16 protein-coding genes and 2 pseudogenes are annotated in these 17,179 nt (G+C 67.5%); 9 read left to right on the top strand and 9 right to left on the bottom strand.

Annotated elements, in window-relative coordinates; genetic code table 11:
- The first annotated feature begins 89 nt into the window (after nt 1–89).
- The 3 genes from VG566_RS18920 to cyoE are packed head-to-tail and all read left to right on the top strand — an operon-like array spanning nt 90 to nt 2,731.
- Complete coding sequence (locus VG566_RS18920; RefSeq protein WP_046428212.1) at nt 90–659, top strand: hypothetical protein; 570 nt, start codon at nt 90–92, stop codon at nt 657–659.
- Nucleotides 660–669: 10 nt separating this feature from the next.
- Nucleotides 670–1,833 (top strand): COX15/CtaA family protein, encoded by a 1,164-nt coding sequence (locus tag VG566_RS18925; RefSeq protein WP_041863006.1) that lies wholly within the window; start codon nt 670–672, stop codon nt 1,831–1,833.
- Between the two features lie 4 nt (nt 1,834–1,837).
- Nucleotides 1,838–2,731: a heme o synthase gene (gene cyoE, locus VG566_RS18930; protein ID WP_164167394.1), complete on the top strand. Its 894-nt coding sequence runs from the start codon at nt 1,838–1,840 to the stop codon at nt 2,729–2,731.
- Here cyoE and VG566_RS18935 read toward each other — a convergent pair.
- Nucleotides 2,718–3,062: pseudogene (locus VG566_RS18935) on the bottom strand (hypothetical protein); the annotation flags it as partial. The gene cyoE and the pseudogene VG566_RS18935 overlap by 14 nt on opposite strands.
- Here VG566_RS18935 and VG566_RS18940 point away from each other — a divergent pair.
- Nucleotides 2,982–3,677, top strand: a complete 696-nt coding sequence (locus VG566_RS18940; RefSeq protein ID WP_401735332.1) for a calcium-binding protein — start codon at nt 2,982–2,984, stop codon at nt 3,675–3,677. The pseudogene VG566_RS18935 and the gene VG566_RS18940 sit on opposite strands and share 81 nt — an antisense overlap.
- Before the next feature lie 58 nt (nt 3,678–3,735).
- Here VG566_RS18940 and VG566_RS18945 read toward each other — a convergent pair whose 3' ends face one another.
- The 6 genes from VG566_RS18945 to rpsU form a co-directional block, all read right to left on the bottom strand.
- The gene (locus tag VG566_RS18945) at nt 3,736–4,707 is read right to left on the bottom strand and encodes a bile acid:sodium symporter family protein (protein WP_049408380.1); all 972 of its coding nucleotides are present in this window, start codon (nt 4,705–4,707) and stop codon (nt 3,736–3,738) included.
- 28 nt (nt 4,708–4,735) lie between these two features.
- Nucleotides 4,736–5,236 (bottom strand): fused DSP-PTPase phosphatase/NAD kinase-like protein, encoded by a 501-nt coding sequence (locus tag VG566_RS18950; protein ID WP_241884910.1) that lies wholly within the window; start codon nt 5,234–5,236, stop codon nt 4,736–4,738.
- Between the two features lie 27 nt (nt 5,237–5,263).
- A complete protein-coding gene (gene dnaG / locus VG566_RS18955) occupies nt 5,264–7,003 on the bottom strand; it encodes a DNA primase (RefSeq protein ID WP_032957772.1) in 1,740 nt (579 codons plus the stop codon).
- A gap of 61 nt (nt 7,004–7,064) precedes the next feature.
- Nucleotides 7,065–7,985, bottom strand: a complete 921-nt coding sequence (locus tag VG566_RS18960) for a YihY/virulence factor BrkB family protein (protein ID WP_032957774.1) — start codon at nt 7,983–7,985, stop codon at nt 7,065–7,067.
- A gap of 105 nt (nt 7,986–8,090) precedes the next feature.
- A complete protein-coding gene (locus VG566_RS18965) occupies nt 8,091–8,534 on the bottom strand; it encodes a GatB/YqeY domain-containing protein (RefSeq protein ID WP_014645703.1) in 444 nt (147 codons plus the stop codon).
- Between the two features lie 133 nt (nt 8,535–8,667).
- Nucleotides 8,668–8,883 carry a 30S ribosomal protein S21 gene (rpsU, locus tag VG566_RS18970; RefSeq protein ID WP_002808376.1) on the bottom strand — a complete coding sequence of 72 codons (216 nt, stop codon included), beginning with the start codon at nt 8,881–8,883 and terminating at the stop codon, nt 8,668–8,670.
- Between the two features lie 166 nt (nt 8,884–9,049).
- Here rpsU and tsaD point away from each other — a divergent pair, with 166 nt between their 5' ends.
- A complete protein-coding gene (gene tsaD, locus VG566_RS18975) occupies nt 9,050–10,075 on the top strand; it encodes a tRNA (adenosine(37)-N6)-threonylcarbamoyltransferase complex transferase subunit TsaD (protein WP_032957776.1) in 1,026 nt (341 codons plus the stop codon).
- 33 nt (nt 10,076–10,108) lie between these two features.
- Here the strand turns inward: tsaD and VG566_RS18980 are convergent.
- Nucleotides 10,109–10,774, bottom strand: a pseudogene (locus VG566_RS18980) (hypothetical protein).
- A gap of 357 nt (nt 10,775–11,131) precedes the next feature.
- On the opposite strand from VG566_RS18980, the gene folB reads away from it, so the two are divergent.
- The 4 genes from folB to VG566_RS19000 all read left to right on the top strand — a co-directional run bounded on the left by folB (nt 11,132) and on the right by VG566_RS19000 (nt 15,818).
- Nucleotides 11,132–11,485, top strand: coding sequence for a dihydroneopterin aldolase (gene folB / locus VG566_RS18985; protein ID WP_005407807.1), 354 nt, complete (start codon nt 11,132–11,134; stop codon nt 11,483–11,485).
- A gap of 91 nt (nt 11,486–11,576) precedes the next feature.
- A complete protein-coding gene (locus tag VG566_RS18990) occupies nt 11,577–12,848 on the top strand; it encodes a mechanosensitive ion channel family protein (RefSeq protein WP_046428231.1) in 1,272 nt (423 codons plus the stop codon).
- Nucleotides 12,849–12,976: 128 nt separating this feature from the next.
- Nucleotides 12,977–15,151: a glycoside hydrolase family 3 N-terminal domain-containing protein gene (locus VG566_RS18995; RefSeq protein ID WP_169411575.1), complete on the top strand. Its 2,175-nt coding sequence runs from the start codon at nt 12,977–12,979 to the stop codon at nt 15,149–15,151.
- Nucleotides 15,152–15,278: 127 nt separating this feature from the next.
- On the top strand, nt 15,279–15,818 hold the full coding sequence (locus tag VG566_RS19000; protein ID WP_241884909.1) for a hypothetical protein: 540 nt from the start codon (nt 15,279–15,281) through the stop codon (nt 15,816–15,818).
- A 111-nt stretch (nt 15,819–15,929) separates the two neighbouring features.
- On the opposite strand, the gene VG566_RS19005 is transcribed toward VG566_RS19000, so the two are convergent.
- Nucleotides 15,930–17,096: a PQQ-dependent sugar dehydrogenase gene (locus VG566_RS19005; RefSeq protein WP_241884908.1), complete on the bottom strand. Its 1,167-nt coding sequence runs from the start codon at nt 17,094–17,096 to the stop codon at nt 15,930–15,932.
- Nucleotides 17,097–17,179 lie beyond the last annotated feature (83 nt).

The raw sequence follows: 17,179 nt of genomic DNA on the forward strand, positions 1-17,179 counted from the left end.
CCGCTGGCCGGCAACCCCCGCAATCCTGGATGCCGGCCAGCGGCCGGCACTACCGGCATCCCCTACCCAACCATGAGAAAATGCCCCGCATGAACACTGCTACGTCCCCGCAGGCGCGCGGTTCCGGCCGCCGGACCCTGGTGCTGCTGTTTGCCGTGTTCTTCGGGGCGATGGCACTGGCCGCCGTGCTGCGCTTCTCCGGCTGGCAGCCGACCGGGCACCGCAATGCCGGCCAGCTGCTGAAGCCGCCGGTGGACCTGCGCCAGCAGGCGCCGACCCTGGCCAGCGGCCAGTCCTACCCCTGGAACCCCGAGGCCCGTACCTGGCGCCTGCTGGTGGCCCCGGCCGGTGCCTGCGACGCGCAGTGCGTCACTTTGTCGCAGGGACTGGGCAAGGTGTGGCAGCTGTTCGGCCATAACGCCGATAATGTCGAGATCCTGTGGCTGGGTACGCCACCGGCGTCGATCGCCTCGCTGCCCGCGCTGCGGCCGCTGGCTCCGTCGCCAGCCCTGCGCGCGGCGTTGCCGGGCGTCGATGATCCGGCGGGACTGCCGGTCTACGTGATCGATCCGAACGGCTTCGTGATCATGCGCCATGCCCCGGGTTCCGACCTCGGTGGCCTGCGCAAGGACATGGCCACGTTGCTGAAACTGAAGTGAGTCCCGTTTGATGAGCCTTTCCGCGCGTCCGGCGCTGCACCGCAATTTCCACCGCCTGGCGTGGTTCGCCATGATCATGACCGCGAGCACGATCATGTTCGGCGCCTTCGTGCGCCTGTCCGATGCCGGCCTGAGCTGCCCGGACTGGCCGACCTGCTATGGCCAGGCCACCTGGCCGCAGCACGTGGAAGAGACCATCGGCCACCCGGCGGCGGAGATCCGCCCGCTGGAGACCCACAAGGCCTGGCGAGAACAGGTGCATCGCTTCCTGGCCGGCGCGCTGGGCATCGAGATCCTGACCCTGGCGCTGCTGGCCACGCGCAAGCGACGATTCGGAAGCACGGCGGTGGTGACCGCCTGCGTGCTGGTGGCCGCCGGCATACCGCTGTACATGATGGGCTGGCACGGCACCGCCAGTGCCCTGGCTCTGACCGGCGAGGCGATCCTGCTGATCGCCGCGCTGCGCTGGAGCAACATCGATCTCGCACGTGCGGCGCTGCTGACCTTGGCGGTGGTGATCTTCCAGGCCCTGCTGGGCATGTGGACGGTGACCCTGCTGCTCAAACCCATCGTGGTGATGGGCCATCTGCTGGGTGGCATGCTGATGTTCGGCCTGCTGGTGTGGATGGCCTGGCGCGCGACGCACATGCCGATCACCCTGGCCGAAGCGCCGAAGCTGAAGTGGCTGATGCGCATCGGCGTGGCAGTGCTGGTTACCCAGATCGCGCTGGGTGGTTGGGTCAGCGCCAACTACGCCGCACTCGCCTGCGGCGGTGGCAGCGCCTCGCTGGACAACTTCCCGCGCTGCGCCAACCAGTGGTGGCCGCAGCACAACTTCGTCGAAGGCTTCACCCTGTGGCGCGGCATCGGTGTGGATTACGAAGGCGGTGTGCTGGATGGCGCTTCGCGCATCGCCATCCAGATGGCGCACCGCCTGTTCGCGGTGGTGGTGGCCGTCTACCTGCTGTGGCTTGGCGTGCGCCTGTTCCGGTTGCCGAGCATGCGTGGCTGGGCCAGCGCGCTGATCGCGCTGCTGGTGCTGCAGGTCACGCTCGGCATCCTCAACGTGAAGCTGGCGCTGCCGCTGGAAGTGGCCGTGGCCCACAACGGCGTGGCCGTTGCCCTGTTGTTCGTACTGGTCAGCCTGCTGGCCCGCCTGCGTGCCCCGGACTGATTCCATGTTTTCCAATTACCGCCAGTACTGGGACCTGACCAAGCCCAAGGTCGTCGCCCTGATCGTCTTCACCGCCCTGGTCGGCATGGTCCTGGCCATCCCGGGCGTGCCCAGCTGGGAGCAGGTGCGCGCCGGCCTGCTCGGCTTCCTCGGCATCTGGCTGGCGGCCTCGGCCGCGGCCGCCATCAACCAGCTGCTGGACGCGCACATCGATGCGCAGATGGCGCGCACCTCGTGGCGCCCGCTGGTGGTGGGCAAGGTCAAGCCGTGGCAGGTGCTGGTGTTCGCCGGCGTGCTGATCGTGCTGTCGATGACCATTCTGGTGCTGTGGGTGAACCTGATCACCGCGGTGCTGACCTTCGCCTCGCTGATCGGCTACGCGGTGATCTACACCGTGTACCTCAAGCGTGCGACCTCGCAGAACATCGTCATCGGTGGCCTGGCCGGCGCGATGCCGCCGATGCTGGGCTGGGCCGCAGTGACCGGCATGCAGGGTTCGTCGGACTGGGCGTACTCGTCGCTGCTGGTGCTGATCATCTTCATCTGGACCCCGCCGCACTTCTGGGCGCTGGCGATCTTCCGCCGCGAGGATTACGCCAAGGCGGAGATCCCGATGCTGCCGGTGACCCACGGCGTGGTGCATACCCGCAAGCAGATCATGGTGTATTCGGTGGTGCTGGCGCTGGTCTGCCTGTTGCCATACCTGGTGGGCATGAGTGGTGCGTTCTACCTGGGCGGCGCGATCGTGCTCAACGCCGTGTTCCTCTGGTACGCCTGGCGCATGCTCGACCCGCCGGATGAGCTGTTCTCGATGAAGATGTTCTATTACTCCATCGTCTACCTGATGGCGCTGTTTGCCTTCCTGCTGGTGGACCACTGGATCCTGCCCTGGCTGTGACCTCGGGGTCGGATCCCCGAAGGGGCTCTGACCCCACCTGATCGCGCGGACATCCTCGCATGACGTGGATCACCTTGAACCGCCGTCTCGGCGTCGCCATTGCTGTTCCTGACCCCAGAGAAAGGAAGCAGCAGGGATGCATTCGTTCTTCCGTTGGACCACCGCGCTGATGCTGGCGCTGGGCATGGCCGTGACCGCGCATGCCGACGACACTACCGCGCAGATCCGCCAATACGCCGCTGGCCATCGCATGCTGGTGCTGGGCGAATTCCACGGCACACGCGAGACGCCACTGCTGGTGCGGCAGCTGGTGGACGACTACAGCCGCAATGGCGCGCCGGTCCTGCTGGCGCTGGAACTGCCACGTGCCGAGAATCCTGTGCTGCGCGACTATCTGGAATCCGATGGCGGGGCCGCGGCGCGCCAGCACCTGCACGGCCGCGCGTTCTGGACCGTACGCGACGACCAGCACGATGGTCGCCGCAGCCGCGACATGCTGGCGATGATCGAAGGCCTGCGCGCGCTGAAGGCGCAGGGCCGCGCGATCGAGGTGGTTGGCTACGACGTCAATCACAGTGACGGCGGCAGCCAGGCCCGCGATGACCGCATGGCCGCCGAACTACGGCGCCTGTACCAGCGCCTGCCCGATGGCGCACGGATGGTTGTGCTGACCGGCAATGTCCACGCCATGCTGCAGCGCCCCGCCGATGCTCCGCCGGAAATGCAGACCCAGCCGATGGCATCGGTACTGCGCGACCTGGATATCTACAGCGTGCGGCTGGAAGCGTTGCGCGGCCACTTCTGGGGATGCATGGACCGCTGCAAGGCGCTGGCGCTGCTCGAACGGCCCGCGCGTGCGCCGGAGGTCAACACCCACGCCGGCCGCGAGTACGACCTGTGGGTGTGGATGCCGCAGCTGAGCGTGGGCACGCTGGTGGAGCCGTGAATCCACGCATGGCGTGGATCTGCTGTAGATCCACGCCATGCGTGGATGGATTTCCGGGTCAGGGCTTGCGCCGCGCATACCGCTGCGCGATCACACCGCAGACGATCAGCTGGATCTGGTGGTAGATCATCACCGGCAGCACGATGGCGCCCAGGCTGCCGCCGGCGAACAGCACCTTGGCGATCGGCACGCCGGTGGCCAGGCTCTTCTTCGAGCCGCAGAACACGATGGCGATCTCGTCCTCGCGGTTGAAGCGCAGGCGACGGGCGATGAAGGTGATCAGCGGCATGGCGATGCCCAGCAGCACGGCGGCCACCACCGCCACAGCCAGCAGCGACAGCAGCGGGGTCTTGCTCCACAGGCCTTCGGTGACGGCTTCGCCGAACGCCGAGTACACCACCAGCAGGATGGTGGCCTGGTCGGTGTAGCGCAGCAGCGCGCGCTGGCGTTCCACCCAGCCGGCAATCCACGGCCGCAGCAGGTGGCCGGCCACGAACGGCACCAGCAGCTGCAGCATGATGCCGCCGATCGCATGCAGCGGATCATGGATGCCGCCCGAGGTGCCGGCCAGCGCGGTCAGCAGCAGCGGGGTCAGGAACACGCCGAGGATGCTCGACAGCGAGGCGCTGCACACCGCTGCCGGCACGTTGCCATGCGCCATCGAAGTGAACGCGATGGACGACTGCACGGTGGAGGGCAGGGTGCACAGGAACAGCACGCCGAGGTACAGCTCCGGGGTCAGCAGCCAGCCCGACAGTGGCTTGAACATCAGCCCCAGCAGCGGGAACAGGATGAAGGTGCATGCCAGGATGGTCAGGTGCAGCCGCCAGTGCAGCATGCCGCCGATGATCGACTCGCGCGGCAGGCGCGCGCCATGCAGGAAGAACAGCGCGGCGATGGCGACGGTGGTGACATCGTCGAGGACGATGGCGGCGGCGCCCTTCATCGGCAGCAGCGAGGCCAGGCCGACGGTGCACAGCAGGGCGAGGGTGAAGTTGTCCGGTCGCAGGCGCGACCACCAGCGGGTCATGGTGGGCAGGGTCCTTGGTGCGGAGGGTTCAGGGCGAGGTGACCGGCGTGGCCAGGCGTTGGCGGGTGGCGGCTTCCAGCGACTTCAGGCCAGCACGCTGGCCCAGCTGAAGGGCCTGTTCGGGGCTGGCATGTTCGTACCGTGCATTGACCAGGCCGAGCACGGCGCCGGCGCGGTTGCCGGACGCACAGTGCAGCAGCGCCGGCCCCTGGCTCTGCTGCAGGGCCAGGTGCACGGCGCGCACGTTGGCCGTATCCAGGCCATCGGCGCCGGCCACCGGAATGCGCACGTAGCGCAGGCCCAATGATTCGGCGAGGCGGGTTTCATCGAAGCCCCGGTCCTCGCCGGGCTGGCGCAGGTCGATCACGGTGCGCACGCCCTGTGCAGCCAAGGCCTGCAGCTGTGCGGCGCTGGGCTGGCCGCCGGCATACAGGCCGGGGCGGACTTCGTTGAGGGGCGCGTCTTCGGCCAGGGCCGTCAGTGGCAGGCAGAGCGACAACAACAGCAGGCAGGTCAGGCGCAGCAGCATGGTCTTCTCCGTGAAAACGTTCTGCCGCTACAGGCGCAGTCCGGCGCGCGCCTTCAGCAGCTCGCGCAGTTCGTACTTGTCAGTATCGTCCAGGCCCTGCTGGCGCTGTTTTGCCAACAACTCCTCCAGACGTTGCACCAGCAGCTGTTTCTCCAGCTGTGCCACTGCGTCGTGCAGTTCCTGGGTCCAGCTGGCCTCGGTGCCGGGCAGCGTCTGTGCGGCCAGGGTATGCAGCGAGGCCTGTTCCTCGCGCCCGTCGAAGTGTTCCAGCAGGGCGCCGGTACTGATGTCCGGGCGCTGTTCGACCAGCCCCAGCAGCTCCAGCAGCAGTTCCACGCCGGGCAGGCGCAGGCCCTGGAAGTGGTGCTTGCCGCCCAGCGTCAGCGCCAGCGACGGCTGCTGCAGCAGTACGGCGATCGCGCCGCGCACCAGGCTGCGCTTGGCCACGGGCTGGATCGTCCGCTGCGGCTGGCGTTGCGGCATCGGCGCGCGCGTGGCCTGGGCAGTACCGCCCAGGCCGGTCAGCTGCGCCAGCTGCTGCTTCATCAGGTCGCCAAAGGCACCGTCGGGAATCTGCGCCAGCATCGGCTTTGCCCGTTCTGCCAGGCGCGCCTTGCCGTCCAGCGTGCCCAGGTTGATCTCGCGGGTCAGTTCGTCGAAGAAGAACTGCGACAGCGGCGTGGCCTGCTTCAGGCGTTCGTTGAAGGCCTCGGCGCCTTCCTTGCGCACGATGGTGTCCGGGTCCTCGCCATCGGGCAGGAACAGGAAGAACGCCTGGCGGCCATCCTTCATGCGCGGCAGCACCGATTCCAGCGCCTTCCAGCCGGCGCGGCGGCCGGCGGCGTCGCCGTCGAAGCAGAAGAACACGTCCGGTGCGTTGCGGAACAGCAGCTCGGCATGGTCCGGCGTGGTCGCGGTACCCAGCGTTGCCACCGCCTGGGTGACGCCGAACTGGAACAGCGAGACCACGTCCATGTAGCCCTCGACCACGATCAGCCGCTCGATCTTCTGGTTGGCCTGGCGCACCTGCCACAGGCCGTACAGTTCGCGGCCCTTGTGGAACAGCGCGGTCTCGGGCGAGTTGAGGTACTTGGGGCCGTCGTCCTTCTCGAACACGCGGCCGCCGAAGGCGATCACCCGGCCACGGCGGTCGAAGATCGGGAACATCACCCGGTCGCGGAACTTGTCGTAGACGTGGCCGCGGTCGTTCTTGGAGAACAGGCCGGCGCGGTCGAGCAGCTTCATGCGCCGCTCGTCCTTGCCCAGCGCGTCGCGCAGGCCGCTGTAGCCATCCGGTGCGTAACCGATCTGGAAGCGTGCGCGGTTCTCTTCGTCCACGCCACGCCCATCCAGGTAGCTGCGGGCCTTCTCGCTGCCCTCCAGGTTCTTCTGGAAGAACTTGGTCGCCGCGTCCAGCGCAGAGTACAGCTCGCGGCTGTCGTCCTGCTGCTGCGGGCTGCGCGGATTCTCGTTGCGCGGCACTTCCATGCCGGCGCGCTTGGCCAGTTCATCCACCGCGTCGAGGAACTCGAGGCGGTCGTAGTTCATCAGGAAGCTGATCGCGGTGCCGTGCGCGCCACAGCCGAAGCAGTGATAGAACTGCTTGGTGGGCGAGACCGTGAACGACGCCGAGCGCTCGTCATGGAACGGGCAGCGCGCGGCGTACTCCTTGCCCTGGCGCTTCAACGGTACGCGGCTGCCCACCACCTCGACGATGTCGGTGCGGGCGAGCAGGTCGTCGATGAAAGCGTCGGGGATACGGGCCATGGGCAACAGGGCAGGGCGCGGTGCAGGACCACGCGACGGAACCGGGGGCGGTCGGCCTAGTTTACCCCCTGTCGGGCACCTGGCTGGCGGTTGCCGGATCAATGCCGGCTGCGGCCAGGTGATGACGCGCGCGCAGGCGCTCATCGATCACCGCCGTCATCAGTGCGCCAACGAAGAACACGACGGTGGCGTAGTAGATCCAGACCAGCGAGATCACCAGCGCGCCCATCGAGCCGTAGGCACTGCCGGGGGCCACGGTGGCGATGTAGACGCCGATGCCGTAGCGGCCCAGTGCGAACAGTGCCGAGGTGATGACGCCGCCGATGAAGGCCTGCCGCCAGGCCACGCGGCGGTCGGGCAGGTAGTGGTACATGAAGGCGAAGCCGACTGCGTAAAGCAGCAGGCTCGTGACGTACCCCAGCGCGGGCAGGATCGAGGGCAGCTGGGCGAAGGCCACCTGCAGTACCGTGGTGGCCGTCATCGACAGGATCAGCAGGAAGCCCAGGGCCAGCACCACGCCGAACGAGAACACGCGCTTGCGCAGCCAGGCCTTGAGGCCTTCCAGGCGCTCGCCGCTGGTGCGGAAGATCAGGTTCAGTGCGTTCTGCAGCTGGGCGAACACGGCGGTGGCGCCGACGAACAGCAGCAGCGTGCTCCACACACCCGCCAGCGAGCCGACATCCGGCTGGTTGTCGGCGTTCTTCAGAACGGTTTCGGCCACGGTAGCCGCGCTGCTGCCGGCCACCGAGCTGATCTGGTCGATCAGCGCCTGCTGGGCCGGTGGGTACAGCGAGGCGGTCAGCCACAGCAGCAGCACCAGCAACGGTGCCATCGACAGCAGGGCGTAGAAGGAGACGGAAGCTGCCTGGGTCAGCACGTCGACGTCGATGAAGCGCTTGGCCACCGCCATCGGAAAGCTGTCCTGCAGGCGCTTGAGGTACTTGTGCAGGGACACGGGAACGTTGGGCTCGGGTTCAACCATGTGTGCGGTTGTAGCAGGCGACCGACGAAGGTGCGGTGAAGCGGGTGCATCAATGGGGTCAGAGCCCTTCCGCGCTGCGGAAGGGATCCGACCCCAGGTGCTGGATTACGCCAGCAGCTGCTTGACCAGCTTGGAGACCAGGCCCATGTCGGCCTGGCCGGCGAGCTTGGGCTTCAGCGCGCCCATCAGCTTGCCCATGTCGGCCGGGCCGGCGGCACCGGTCTCGGCGATGGCGGCCTGGATGGCGGCCACGATCTCGGCCTCGCCCATCTTGGCCGGCAGGTAGGCTTCGATGACCACGATCTCGGCGCGCTCGATCTCGGCCAGGTCTTCGCGGTTGGCGGCTTCGTACTGGCTGACCGAGTCCTTGCGCTGCTTGACCATCTTGTCGAGCACGGCGATCACGGCGGTGTCGTCCAGCTCGATGCGCTCGTCGACTTCGCGCTGCTTGATGGCAGCGTTGATCAGGCGGATCACGCCCAGCTTGTGCTTCTCGCCCGCCTTCATGGCGGCCTTCATGTCTTCGGTGAGCTGCTGCTTCATGCTCATGAGGAACCTCGTGGTGGTAGGTGGGGCGGGGCGGCTGCCCGAACCCGGAAACGCAAAAAGCCGGCGACGCTCGCGCGTGCCGGCTTCGGCTCCATCGCGACAGGCAGGCCCGCCGCAATGAAGATGCGTCCGATCAGTACAGGCGCTGACGCTTGGTGACGTCGCGCGACGAGCGGCGCAGCTGACGCTTCACAGCAGCGGCGGCCTTGCGCTTGCGCTCCTGGGTCGGCTTTTCGTAGAACTCGCGCTTGCGGGTTTCGGCCAGCACACCGGCCTTTTCGCAAGTGCGCTTGAAGCGGCGAAGAGCAAACTCGAAGGGCTCGTTCTCGCGGACTTTGACGCTGGGCATGGAATCTCCGGGACACAGTAGAACCGGGTCACGCCCGGCGAGCCGCACATTATAGCGGCGAAACGACAAACTGCAAGCGGCCAACCCTGAATACGGGCCGGGGGTTCGAAAGCAGTGAGATCTGCACGTCCCCCGAGGGGGCGGCAGGGGCGTCATAATAGCAGGCATGCGAGTCCTTGGCATCGAATCCTCCTGTGATGAGACCGGCGTGGCGGTGTATGACACCGACCTGGCCGGCAGCGCGGCCCTGCGCGCCCATGCGGTCTACAGCCAGATCGCCCTGCACGCCGAATACGGTGGTGTGGTGCCCGAGCTGGCCAGCCGCGACCATGTCCGCAAGCTGCTGCCACTGGTACGCCAGACCCTGGCCGACGCCGGCCTGGGCGTGGGCGATATCGATGGCGTGGCCTACACCGCCGGTCCCGGCCTGGTCGGCGCGCTGCTGGTGGGCGCTGGCGTGGCGCGTTCGCTGGCCTGGGCGCTGGAGGTGCCGGCCGTGGGCGTACACCATATGGAAGGCCACCTGCTGGCCCCGCTGATGGAAGACGACCCGCCGGAAGCGCCGTTCGTGGCCCTGCTGGTGTCCGGTGGCCACACCCAGCTGGTGGCGGTGGATGCGATCGGCCAGTACCGCCTGCTGGGCGAGACCCTGGACGACGCGGCCGGCGAGGCCTTCGACAAGACCGCCAAGCTGATGGGCCTGCCGTACCCGGGCGGCCCGCAGCTGGCCAGGCTGGCCGAGCAGGGCACGCCGGGCGCGTACCGCTTCGCGCGGCCGATGACCGACCGCCCTGGGCTGGATTTCAGCTTCTCCGGCCTGAAGACCCAGGTCCTGATGGCCTGGCGCGACAGTGACCAGAGCGAGCAGACCCGCGCCGACATCGCCCGGGGCTTTGAGGACGCGGTGGTCGAGACCCTGTCGATCAAGTGCGAGCGCGCACTGGAAGCGGCCGGGACCAACGTGATCGTGGTGGCCGGCGGCGTCGGCGCCAACACGCGCCTGCGCGCCCGCCTGCAGCAGATGGCCGAGCGCCTCGGCGGCCGTGCCTGCTTCCCGCGGCCGGCACTGTGCACCGACAACGGGGCGATGATCGCCTTCGCCGGCGCGCTGCGCCTGCAGGCCGGCCAGCACAGCCCGCCGAAGGTGGATGTGACCCCGCGCTGGGACATGGCGACCCTGCCGGCGGTCTGAGCCGGTGGCGCCGGGCCATGCCCGGCGGACGCATTACCGATGCACTGCCAACGGCGACGCCGCCAGCACGGTTGTCGCCCGCTCATGGCGCTGCAGCCAGCCCAGCGTGTGTGGGCAGCGGGCATGGATCAGCCGCCCGATCGCGGCCAGGTCGGCGCCGAGGTCACGTTCCAGGACCGGCTCGTGGTGGGCGATGCGGTTGCGCAGGTGGCGGATGCGTCCGATATCCGCATGGATGGCTTTCCTTACGGCACTGGGATGAGCAGAGGGAGCATGCTGCAGAACCCTGCTGAGTGCGGGTATCCAAAGCGTGGAGTCGAAGCGACAGGTAAAGAGCTGCTGCCAGAACACCATCGGCAGGTTGGCGACGATCCCAGGTGTATCGGTTACGCGGCTGGCAAGTTGTTCCAGTACGGTGCGCGGAGAAGTACTGGATGAGGTTGGCAGCCTCCGTCGGAAGGCACCATTCCAGGGCCAACGCGGGCCATGCTGCCTGGCGAGCACAGCTGCAGCGGCGTTGCGGGTGACCACTTCGCACAGATGGACCGGCATCATCAGTGCACTGCACATCTGCATGTTCCACAGGTACAGGGATTAGGCTGTGACGTCGGGGCTGCAGCTCGATGCGATTCTCTCGTAAGTAGACAGACGCTCCGCTGACAACGCGCGCCGCAGTACATCGTATGGAGCCATCGTCATGTGCGGTGGTGAAGGAGGGATCGATGTTCGCGAGAGTGGGCGGCGGCGACCATCAGGGAACGTCCTTGTCCGCGCGGCTGATTTTCTGCGTTTTGCCTCGGACGAATACCTGACCTGTCCTGTCGGATTTGGCCTTGACCGGCGATCTGGTCCTTGCCTAATCTGCGTGCCTGCGCCACCGGGACTCGCGGCTGGATTTCAGCTCCCCCCGGGGACAAACGGTAGTACCAAAGGGCCCCGCTAGCAGGGCCCTTTGTTTTTTCCGGGCCGCCCCACGCCGGTGGCCCACCGCCCGTTCCGGGCAGGCTCACCGCCGTGCCGTTACCATGGCCGCCTGTATTCGTGCCGGTAAGCGCAATGGACAAGGTTTTCATCGAAGGGCTGACGATCGACGCACTGATCGGTATCTACGATTGGGAACGACGGATCCGCCAGGACCTGGTGTTCGACCTGGAAATGGGTTTCGACAACCGTCGCCCTGCAGCCACCGATGACATCGCCCACACCCTGAACTACAAGGCGGTGAGCAAGCGCCTGGAACAGTTCGTGCGCGAGTCGGAGTTCGGCCTGGTCGAGACCCTGGCCGAGCGCTGCGCGCAGATCGTGCTGGACGAATTCGACGTGAAGTGGCTGCGCCTGAAGCTGAGCAAGCCGGGCGCAGTGCGCGGCGCGCGCGCGGTGGGCGTGATCATCGAACGCACGCGGGACTGACCCGGTCGTGCCGGCCGTTGGCCGACAACCCCGGTAGTGCCGGCCGCTGGCCGGCAACCTTGGCAACAACGAAACAGACAGGAGACAACTGATGGTGGACGCGGTGGTGGCGGTACAGTGGCTGGAACGGCTGCAGAACACACTGGAACCCTATCCCGGCGCCTACCTGGCGTTGATGATCTCGGCGCTGCTGATCGCCGCTGGCCTGGCCAACTGGGTGACCAAGCGCATCCTGCTGCGCGGGCTGCGGCGGCTGCTGAGCCGCCTGCCGGGCGCTGATACCGGCCGCGGCAGCCACCTGATGCGGGTGATCTCGCGCCTGTCGAACGTGGTGCCCAGCCAGGTGATCGCCTCGGGCATCCGCATCGTGCCGGACCTGCCGCCGGGCCTGGTCAGCTTCATCATCGGCGCCTGCCAGGCGTGGGCGATCCTGACCGTGGTGCTGGCCATCTCGCATGCGCTGGATGCGGCCAACGATCTGTACGAGCGCCGCCCCGAGGCACGCAACAAGCCGATCAAGGGCTACCTGCAGGTCGCCAAGATCGTCCTCTTCGTGATCGCCGGCCTGTCGATCGTCGCTACCCTGGCGGGCGTCGACCTGCGCTATCTGGTCACCGGCCTGGGCGCGGCCACGGCGGTGCTGATGCTGATCTTCCAGGACACCATCCTGTCGCTGGTGGCCAGCGTGCAGATCAGTGGCGATGGCCGCGTGCGCATCGGCGACTGGATCGAGATGCCCAGCCAGAACGCCGACGGCGACGTCATCGACATCGCGCTGCACACCATCACCGTGCAGAACTTCGACAAGACTATCACCACCATCCCGACCAAGAAGCTGGTGACCGAGTCGTTCAAGAACTGGCGCGGCATGCAGGAGGCCGGTGGCCGCCGGATCAAGCGCGCGCTGTACCTGGACCAGCACAGCGTCGGCTTCCTGGACGAGGGTGACCTGGCCTTCCTCGGCGAGTTCGCGCTGCTGCGCGACTACCTGCGCGACAAGGAACAGGAACTGGGGCAGTGGAACGGGCGCCTGCGCGAGCAGGGCGTGGCCGAGGTCAACAGCCGCCGCGTGACCAACCTGGGTACGTTCCGGGCCTATGTGGAGCGCTACCTGCGCAGCCACCCGGGCATCCATACCGACATGACCCTGCTGGTACGGCAGCTGCAGCCGACCACCGAGGGCCTGCCGCTGGAGCTCTACTGCTTCACCCGCAGCACTGCCTGGGCCGAGTATGAGGCGGTGCAGTCGGACATCTTCGACCACCTGCTGGCGATCCTGCCGGCCTTCGGCCTGCGGGTATTCCAGGCCTCCAGTGACGCCATGTTGATGGCCGGGCAGCGCCAGTTGGCCGGCTCGGAGTAAGCTGCGGTGCCCCCGGCGGGGCCATACGGACCCCGCTGGTGGCTGAAACTGAATGAAGAAACCTCTCGCCAAACGGCTCGGGATCGCTAGAATGCCGGGCTTGTAAACGTTTTCATCAAGGACTGCCGGTGGCCTCCGATCGCATCGAATCCCTCATTGCCCAGATGACCGTCGAGGAAAAGGTCGGCCAGCTGGGTGTCTTCGCGGACATGGTCCGCCCGTTCGCCCCGGACGTGAACCCGGAAGCCAACGTGCGCAATGCCGACCAGGTGCTGCAGCAGGTGCGCGAGGGCAAGGTCGGCTCGCTGTTCAATGGTGTGGGCGCCGAACTGGGCCGCCGCATCCAGCAGGTCGCCACCGAGGAGAGCCGCCTGGGTATCCCGGTGATCCTGGCGGCCGACGTCATCCACGGCATGCGCACCGTGTTCCCGATTCCGCTGGGCGAGGCCGCCAGCTTCGAGCCGGACCTGGCCGAGCGCACCGCGCGCGCCACTGCGATCGAAGCCACCGCCGCGGGCCTGCACTGGACCTATGCGCCGGCCGTGGACATCGCCCGCGACCAGCGCTGGGGCCGTGGCGCCGAAGGTGCCGGCGAGGATGTGGTGCTGGGCTGTGCGTTCGCCGCCGCCCGCGTGCGTGGCTTCCAGGGCAGCGACCTGCGTGCGGCCGATTCGCTGCTGGCCACGCCCAAGCACTTCGCCGCCTACGGCGCGGTGATGGCCGGCATGGAATACAACATGGTGGACATCTCGCCGCAGACCCTGCGCGACGTGCACCTGCCGCCGTTCAAGGCCGCCTTCGAGGCCGGCGCGATCACCGTGATGTCCTCGTTCAATGACATCAATGGCGTGCCGGCCAGTGCCAATGCCGAACTGCTGACCGACATCCTGCGCGGCGAATGGAAGTTCCCGGGCGTGGTGATCTCCGACTATACCGCCGACATGGAACTGGTCGCGCACGGCTATGCCGCCGATGACCGCGATGCCACGGCCAAGGCGTTCACCGCCGGCCTGGACCTGAGCATGCAGAGCGGCTTCTATGCCGAACACCTGCCCGGCCTGGTCGAGAGCGGCGAGGTGCCGATGGCGGTGCTGGATGAGGGCGTGCGCCGCATCCTGTGGCTGAAGGAGACCATCGGCCTGTTCGACGACCCGTACCGTTCGCTGGACCCGGCGCGCGAAGCGGATACCTCGCACATTGCCGCGCATGACGAACTGTCGCGCGATGCCGCGCGGCGTTCGATCGTGCTGCTGAACAACCGTGACAACGTGCTGCCGCTGCAGAAAACCGGGCAGAAGATCGCGCTGATCGGCCCGTTCGTGCAGGACCGCGAGAACATCGAAGGCTGCTGGACGCTGTTCGGCGACAAGCAGCGTTACGTGGACCTGGAAACCGGCGTGCGTGCCGCCATCGGCGACGAAGCGCTGCTGGAAATCGTGCCGGGCTGCGAACTGGAAGCCGCGGTTCCGGGCGGCACGGAAGCCGCTGTGGCGGCCGCACTGCGTGCCGACGTGGTGGTGCTGGCGCTGGGCGAACCGCAGCGCTACAGCGGCGAAGCACAGTCGCGCGTGGAGATCACTCTGCCGCCGGCACAGCAGGCGCTGGCCGAGGCCGTGGCGATGACCGGCAAGCCGCTGGTGGTGCTGCTGCGCAATGGCCGCGCGCTGGCATTGCAGGGCGCAGTGCGCAATGCGCAGGCCGTGGCGGTGACCTGGTACCTGGGCACGCAGACCGGCCATGCCGTGGCCGATGTACTGTTCGGCGACTACAGCCCGTCCGGCCGCCTGCCGGTCAGCTTCCCGCAGGTGTCCGGCCAGCAGCCGTACTTCTACAACCACCCGCGCACCGGCCGTCCGGAACTGCCGACCATGTCGGAGTTCAAGGCGCGCTGGCGCGAGATTCCCAATGAACCGCTGTACCCGTTCGGCCATGGCATCGGCTACACCACCTTCGCCTACGGCGTGCCGCAGCTGAGCACGGCACAGCTCGGCTGGGACGACACCCTGACCATCACCACCGTGCTGACCAACACCGGCCGCGTGGCGGGCGAGGAAGTGGTGCAGCTGTACATCCACGATCGCGTGGCCAGCCGCGTGCGTCCGGTGCGTGAACTGAAGGACTTCCGCAAGGTGGCGCTGCAGCCGGGCGAGTCAGCCGAAGTGGTGTTCACCTTGACCCGCGAGCAACTGGCCTTCACCGGCCGCGACGGCGTGCTGCGTGCCGAGCCGGGCCAGTTCGACCTGTGGGTCTGTGCCTCGTCGGCCGCCGGCGAAGCGGTGCAGTTCGAGCTGCTGAAGGCCTGATCGAAAAAAGGGGACGGAGGGGATTAAGTCGTTTTGGCACAAACGACTTAATCCCCTCCGTCCCCTTTTTTGTGGTCCTCACTGTGGCGGCGCTACCATCGGGCCTCCTGTTCGATGGAGTGCGCGCATGCGCCGGATGGCCTACCTGATTCCCGCCCTGCTGCTGGCGGCCTGTTCGCAGCCGGCGCCGCCGGCCGAGCCTGCAGCGGATGCGCCGCCGCCGATGGAGGCCAGTGCTGCTTCGACGCCTGCGGCGCCGGCTGCCGAAGCCGCCGCTGCACCTGCCGCACCGGCAGCCGAGGTGTCCGCCGAGGATGCGCGTGCGCGCATCGAGTCGCTGCTCGGCGATGCCGCGCAGTTCGAAAAGGTCTTCAATGCGTTCAAGGCCGCCGTGGTCGGCGGTGATCGCGCTGCGGTGGTCGAGGAAGTGCGATTCCCCTTGAACATCAGCGGCGGAAAGAAGATCTCCGGCCCCGGAGAGTTCCAGCGCAACTACGGGAAGATCATCACGCCAGAGGTGGTCAAGGCGGTGTCCGAGCAGGACTTCGGCAAGGTGTTCGTCAACCAGCAGGGCGTGATGATCGGCAGCGGCCAGGTGTGGTTGAGCGGCCAGTGCCTGGACCAGGCCTGCACGAAGACCGAGGTGAAGGTCATCACCATCCAATGAATGCAGACGGCCCCGCGTGCGGGGCCGTTTGGCAAGGGTAGTGCCGGCCGCTGGCCGGCAACCGCAGGATGCCGGAAGGATCCAGGGTGCCGGCCAGCGCCCGGCACTACCTCAGGCCTTCGGCGTGAGCTTCAGCAGGCGCGCCTTGCTGCCGTCTTCCAGCAGCCACAGCGCGCCGTCCGGGCCCTGTTCCACTTCGCGGATGCGCTCGCCCATGTTGAAGCGCTCGGCTTCGCGCGCGCTGTCGCCATCGAAGGCCACGCGCACCAGCGAGGTGGACGACAGGCCACCGATGAAGCCGCTGCCCTTCCACTGCGGGAACAAGGCGCCGCTGTAGATCACGAAGCCGGCCGGCGAGATCACCGGCGTCCAGGTCACCTTCGGCGCGGCGAATTCCGGGCGCGTATCGTGGTCGGGAATCGGCCGGCCGTCGTAATGGTCACCGTTGGAAACGATCGGGTAGCCGTAGTTGGCGCCACGCACGATCAGGTTCAGTTCGTCGCCGCCGGCCGGGCCCATCTCGTGCGCCCACAGCTTGCCGTTGGCATCGAAGGCCATGCCGAGGATGTTGCGGTGGCCCAGCGACCACACCTGTGCGGCCACCCCGCCCTGCGAAGCGAACGGATTGTCGGCGGGCAGGCTGCCATCGTCGTTGAGGCGGATGATCTTGCCGAGGTTGCTGCCCATGTCCTGGGCCGGATCGAACTTCTGGCGCTCGCTGGAGCTGATCCACAGCTTGCCGTCCGGGCCGAAGGCGAGGCGATGCCCGTAGTGACCCTCACCGCTGACCTTGGGGCTCTGCCGCCAGATCACCTTCAGGTCCTTCAGCTGGCCACCGCCGTTGGCATCCAGTGCCAGCGTGGCCCGGGCTACGGCGACACCGCGGGTATCCAGCGTGCCTTCCTCGGCATAGCTGACGTAAACGACATGATTCCGGGCGAAATCCGGGTGCAGGATGATGTCGCCGAAACCACCCTGGCCAGCATAGGCGACCTTCGGAACGCCGGTGATCTCGTGCTTCTGGCCGCTGGCCGGGTCCAGGTGCTGGAGCTTGCCGCGCTTTTCGGTGACCAGCAGGCTGCCGTCGGGCAGGAAGGTCATCGCCCAAGGCTGGTCGAAGCGGCTGACTTCGGTGGCGTTGAACGGGCGCTGGTCGGTGGCGGCAGAGGCCGCTGTGGCGGTCTGCGCACCGTTGGCGGCCGGATCGGCGGCATTGCAGGCGGAGGTGGCAAGGATCGGCACGAGGCCGAGGACGAGCAGCAGGGGCGTGCGGGTCATGGGTATCTCCAGTGCGGGGATGCGGATGGCCGGGCTGTCCCTTGTATACCACCGGCGCCGTGAGCGTCGTGGCCCGAAGGTCC

It is taken from the genome of Stenotrophomonas sp. CASM114, assembly GCF_049384325.1.
Classification (GTDB): Bacteria; Pseudomonadota; Gammaproteobacteria; order Xanthomonadales; family Xanthomonadaceae; genus Stenotrophomonas; species Stenotrophomonas muris.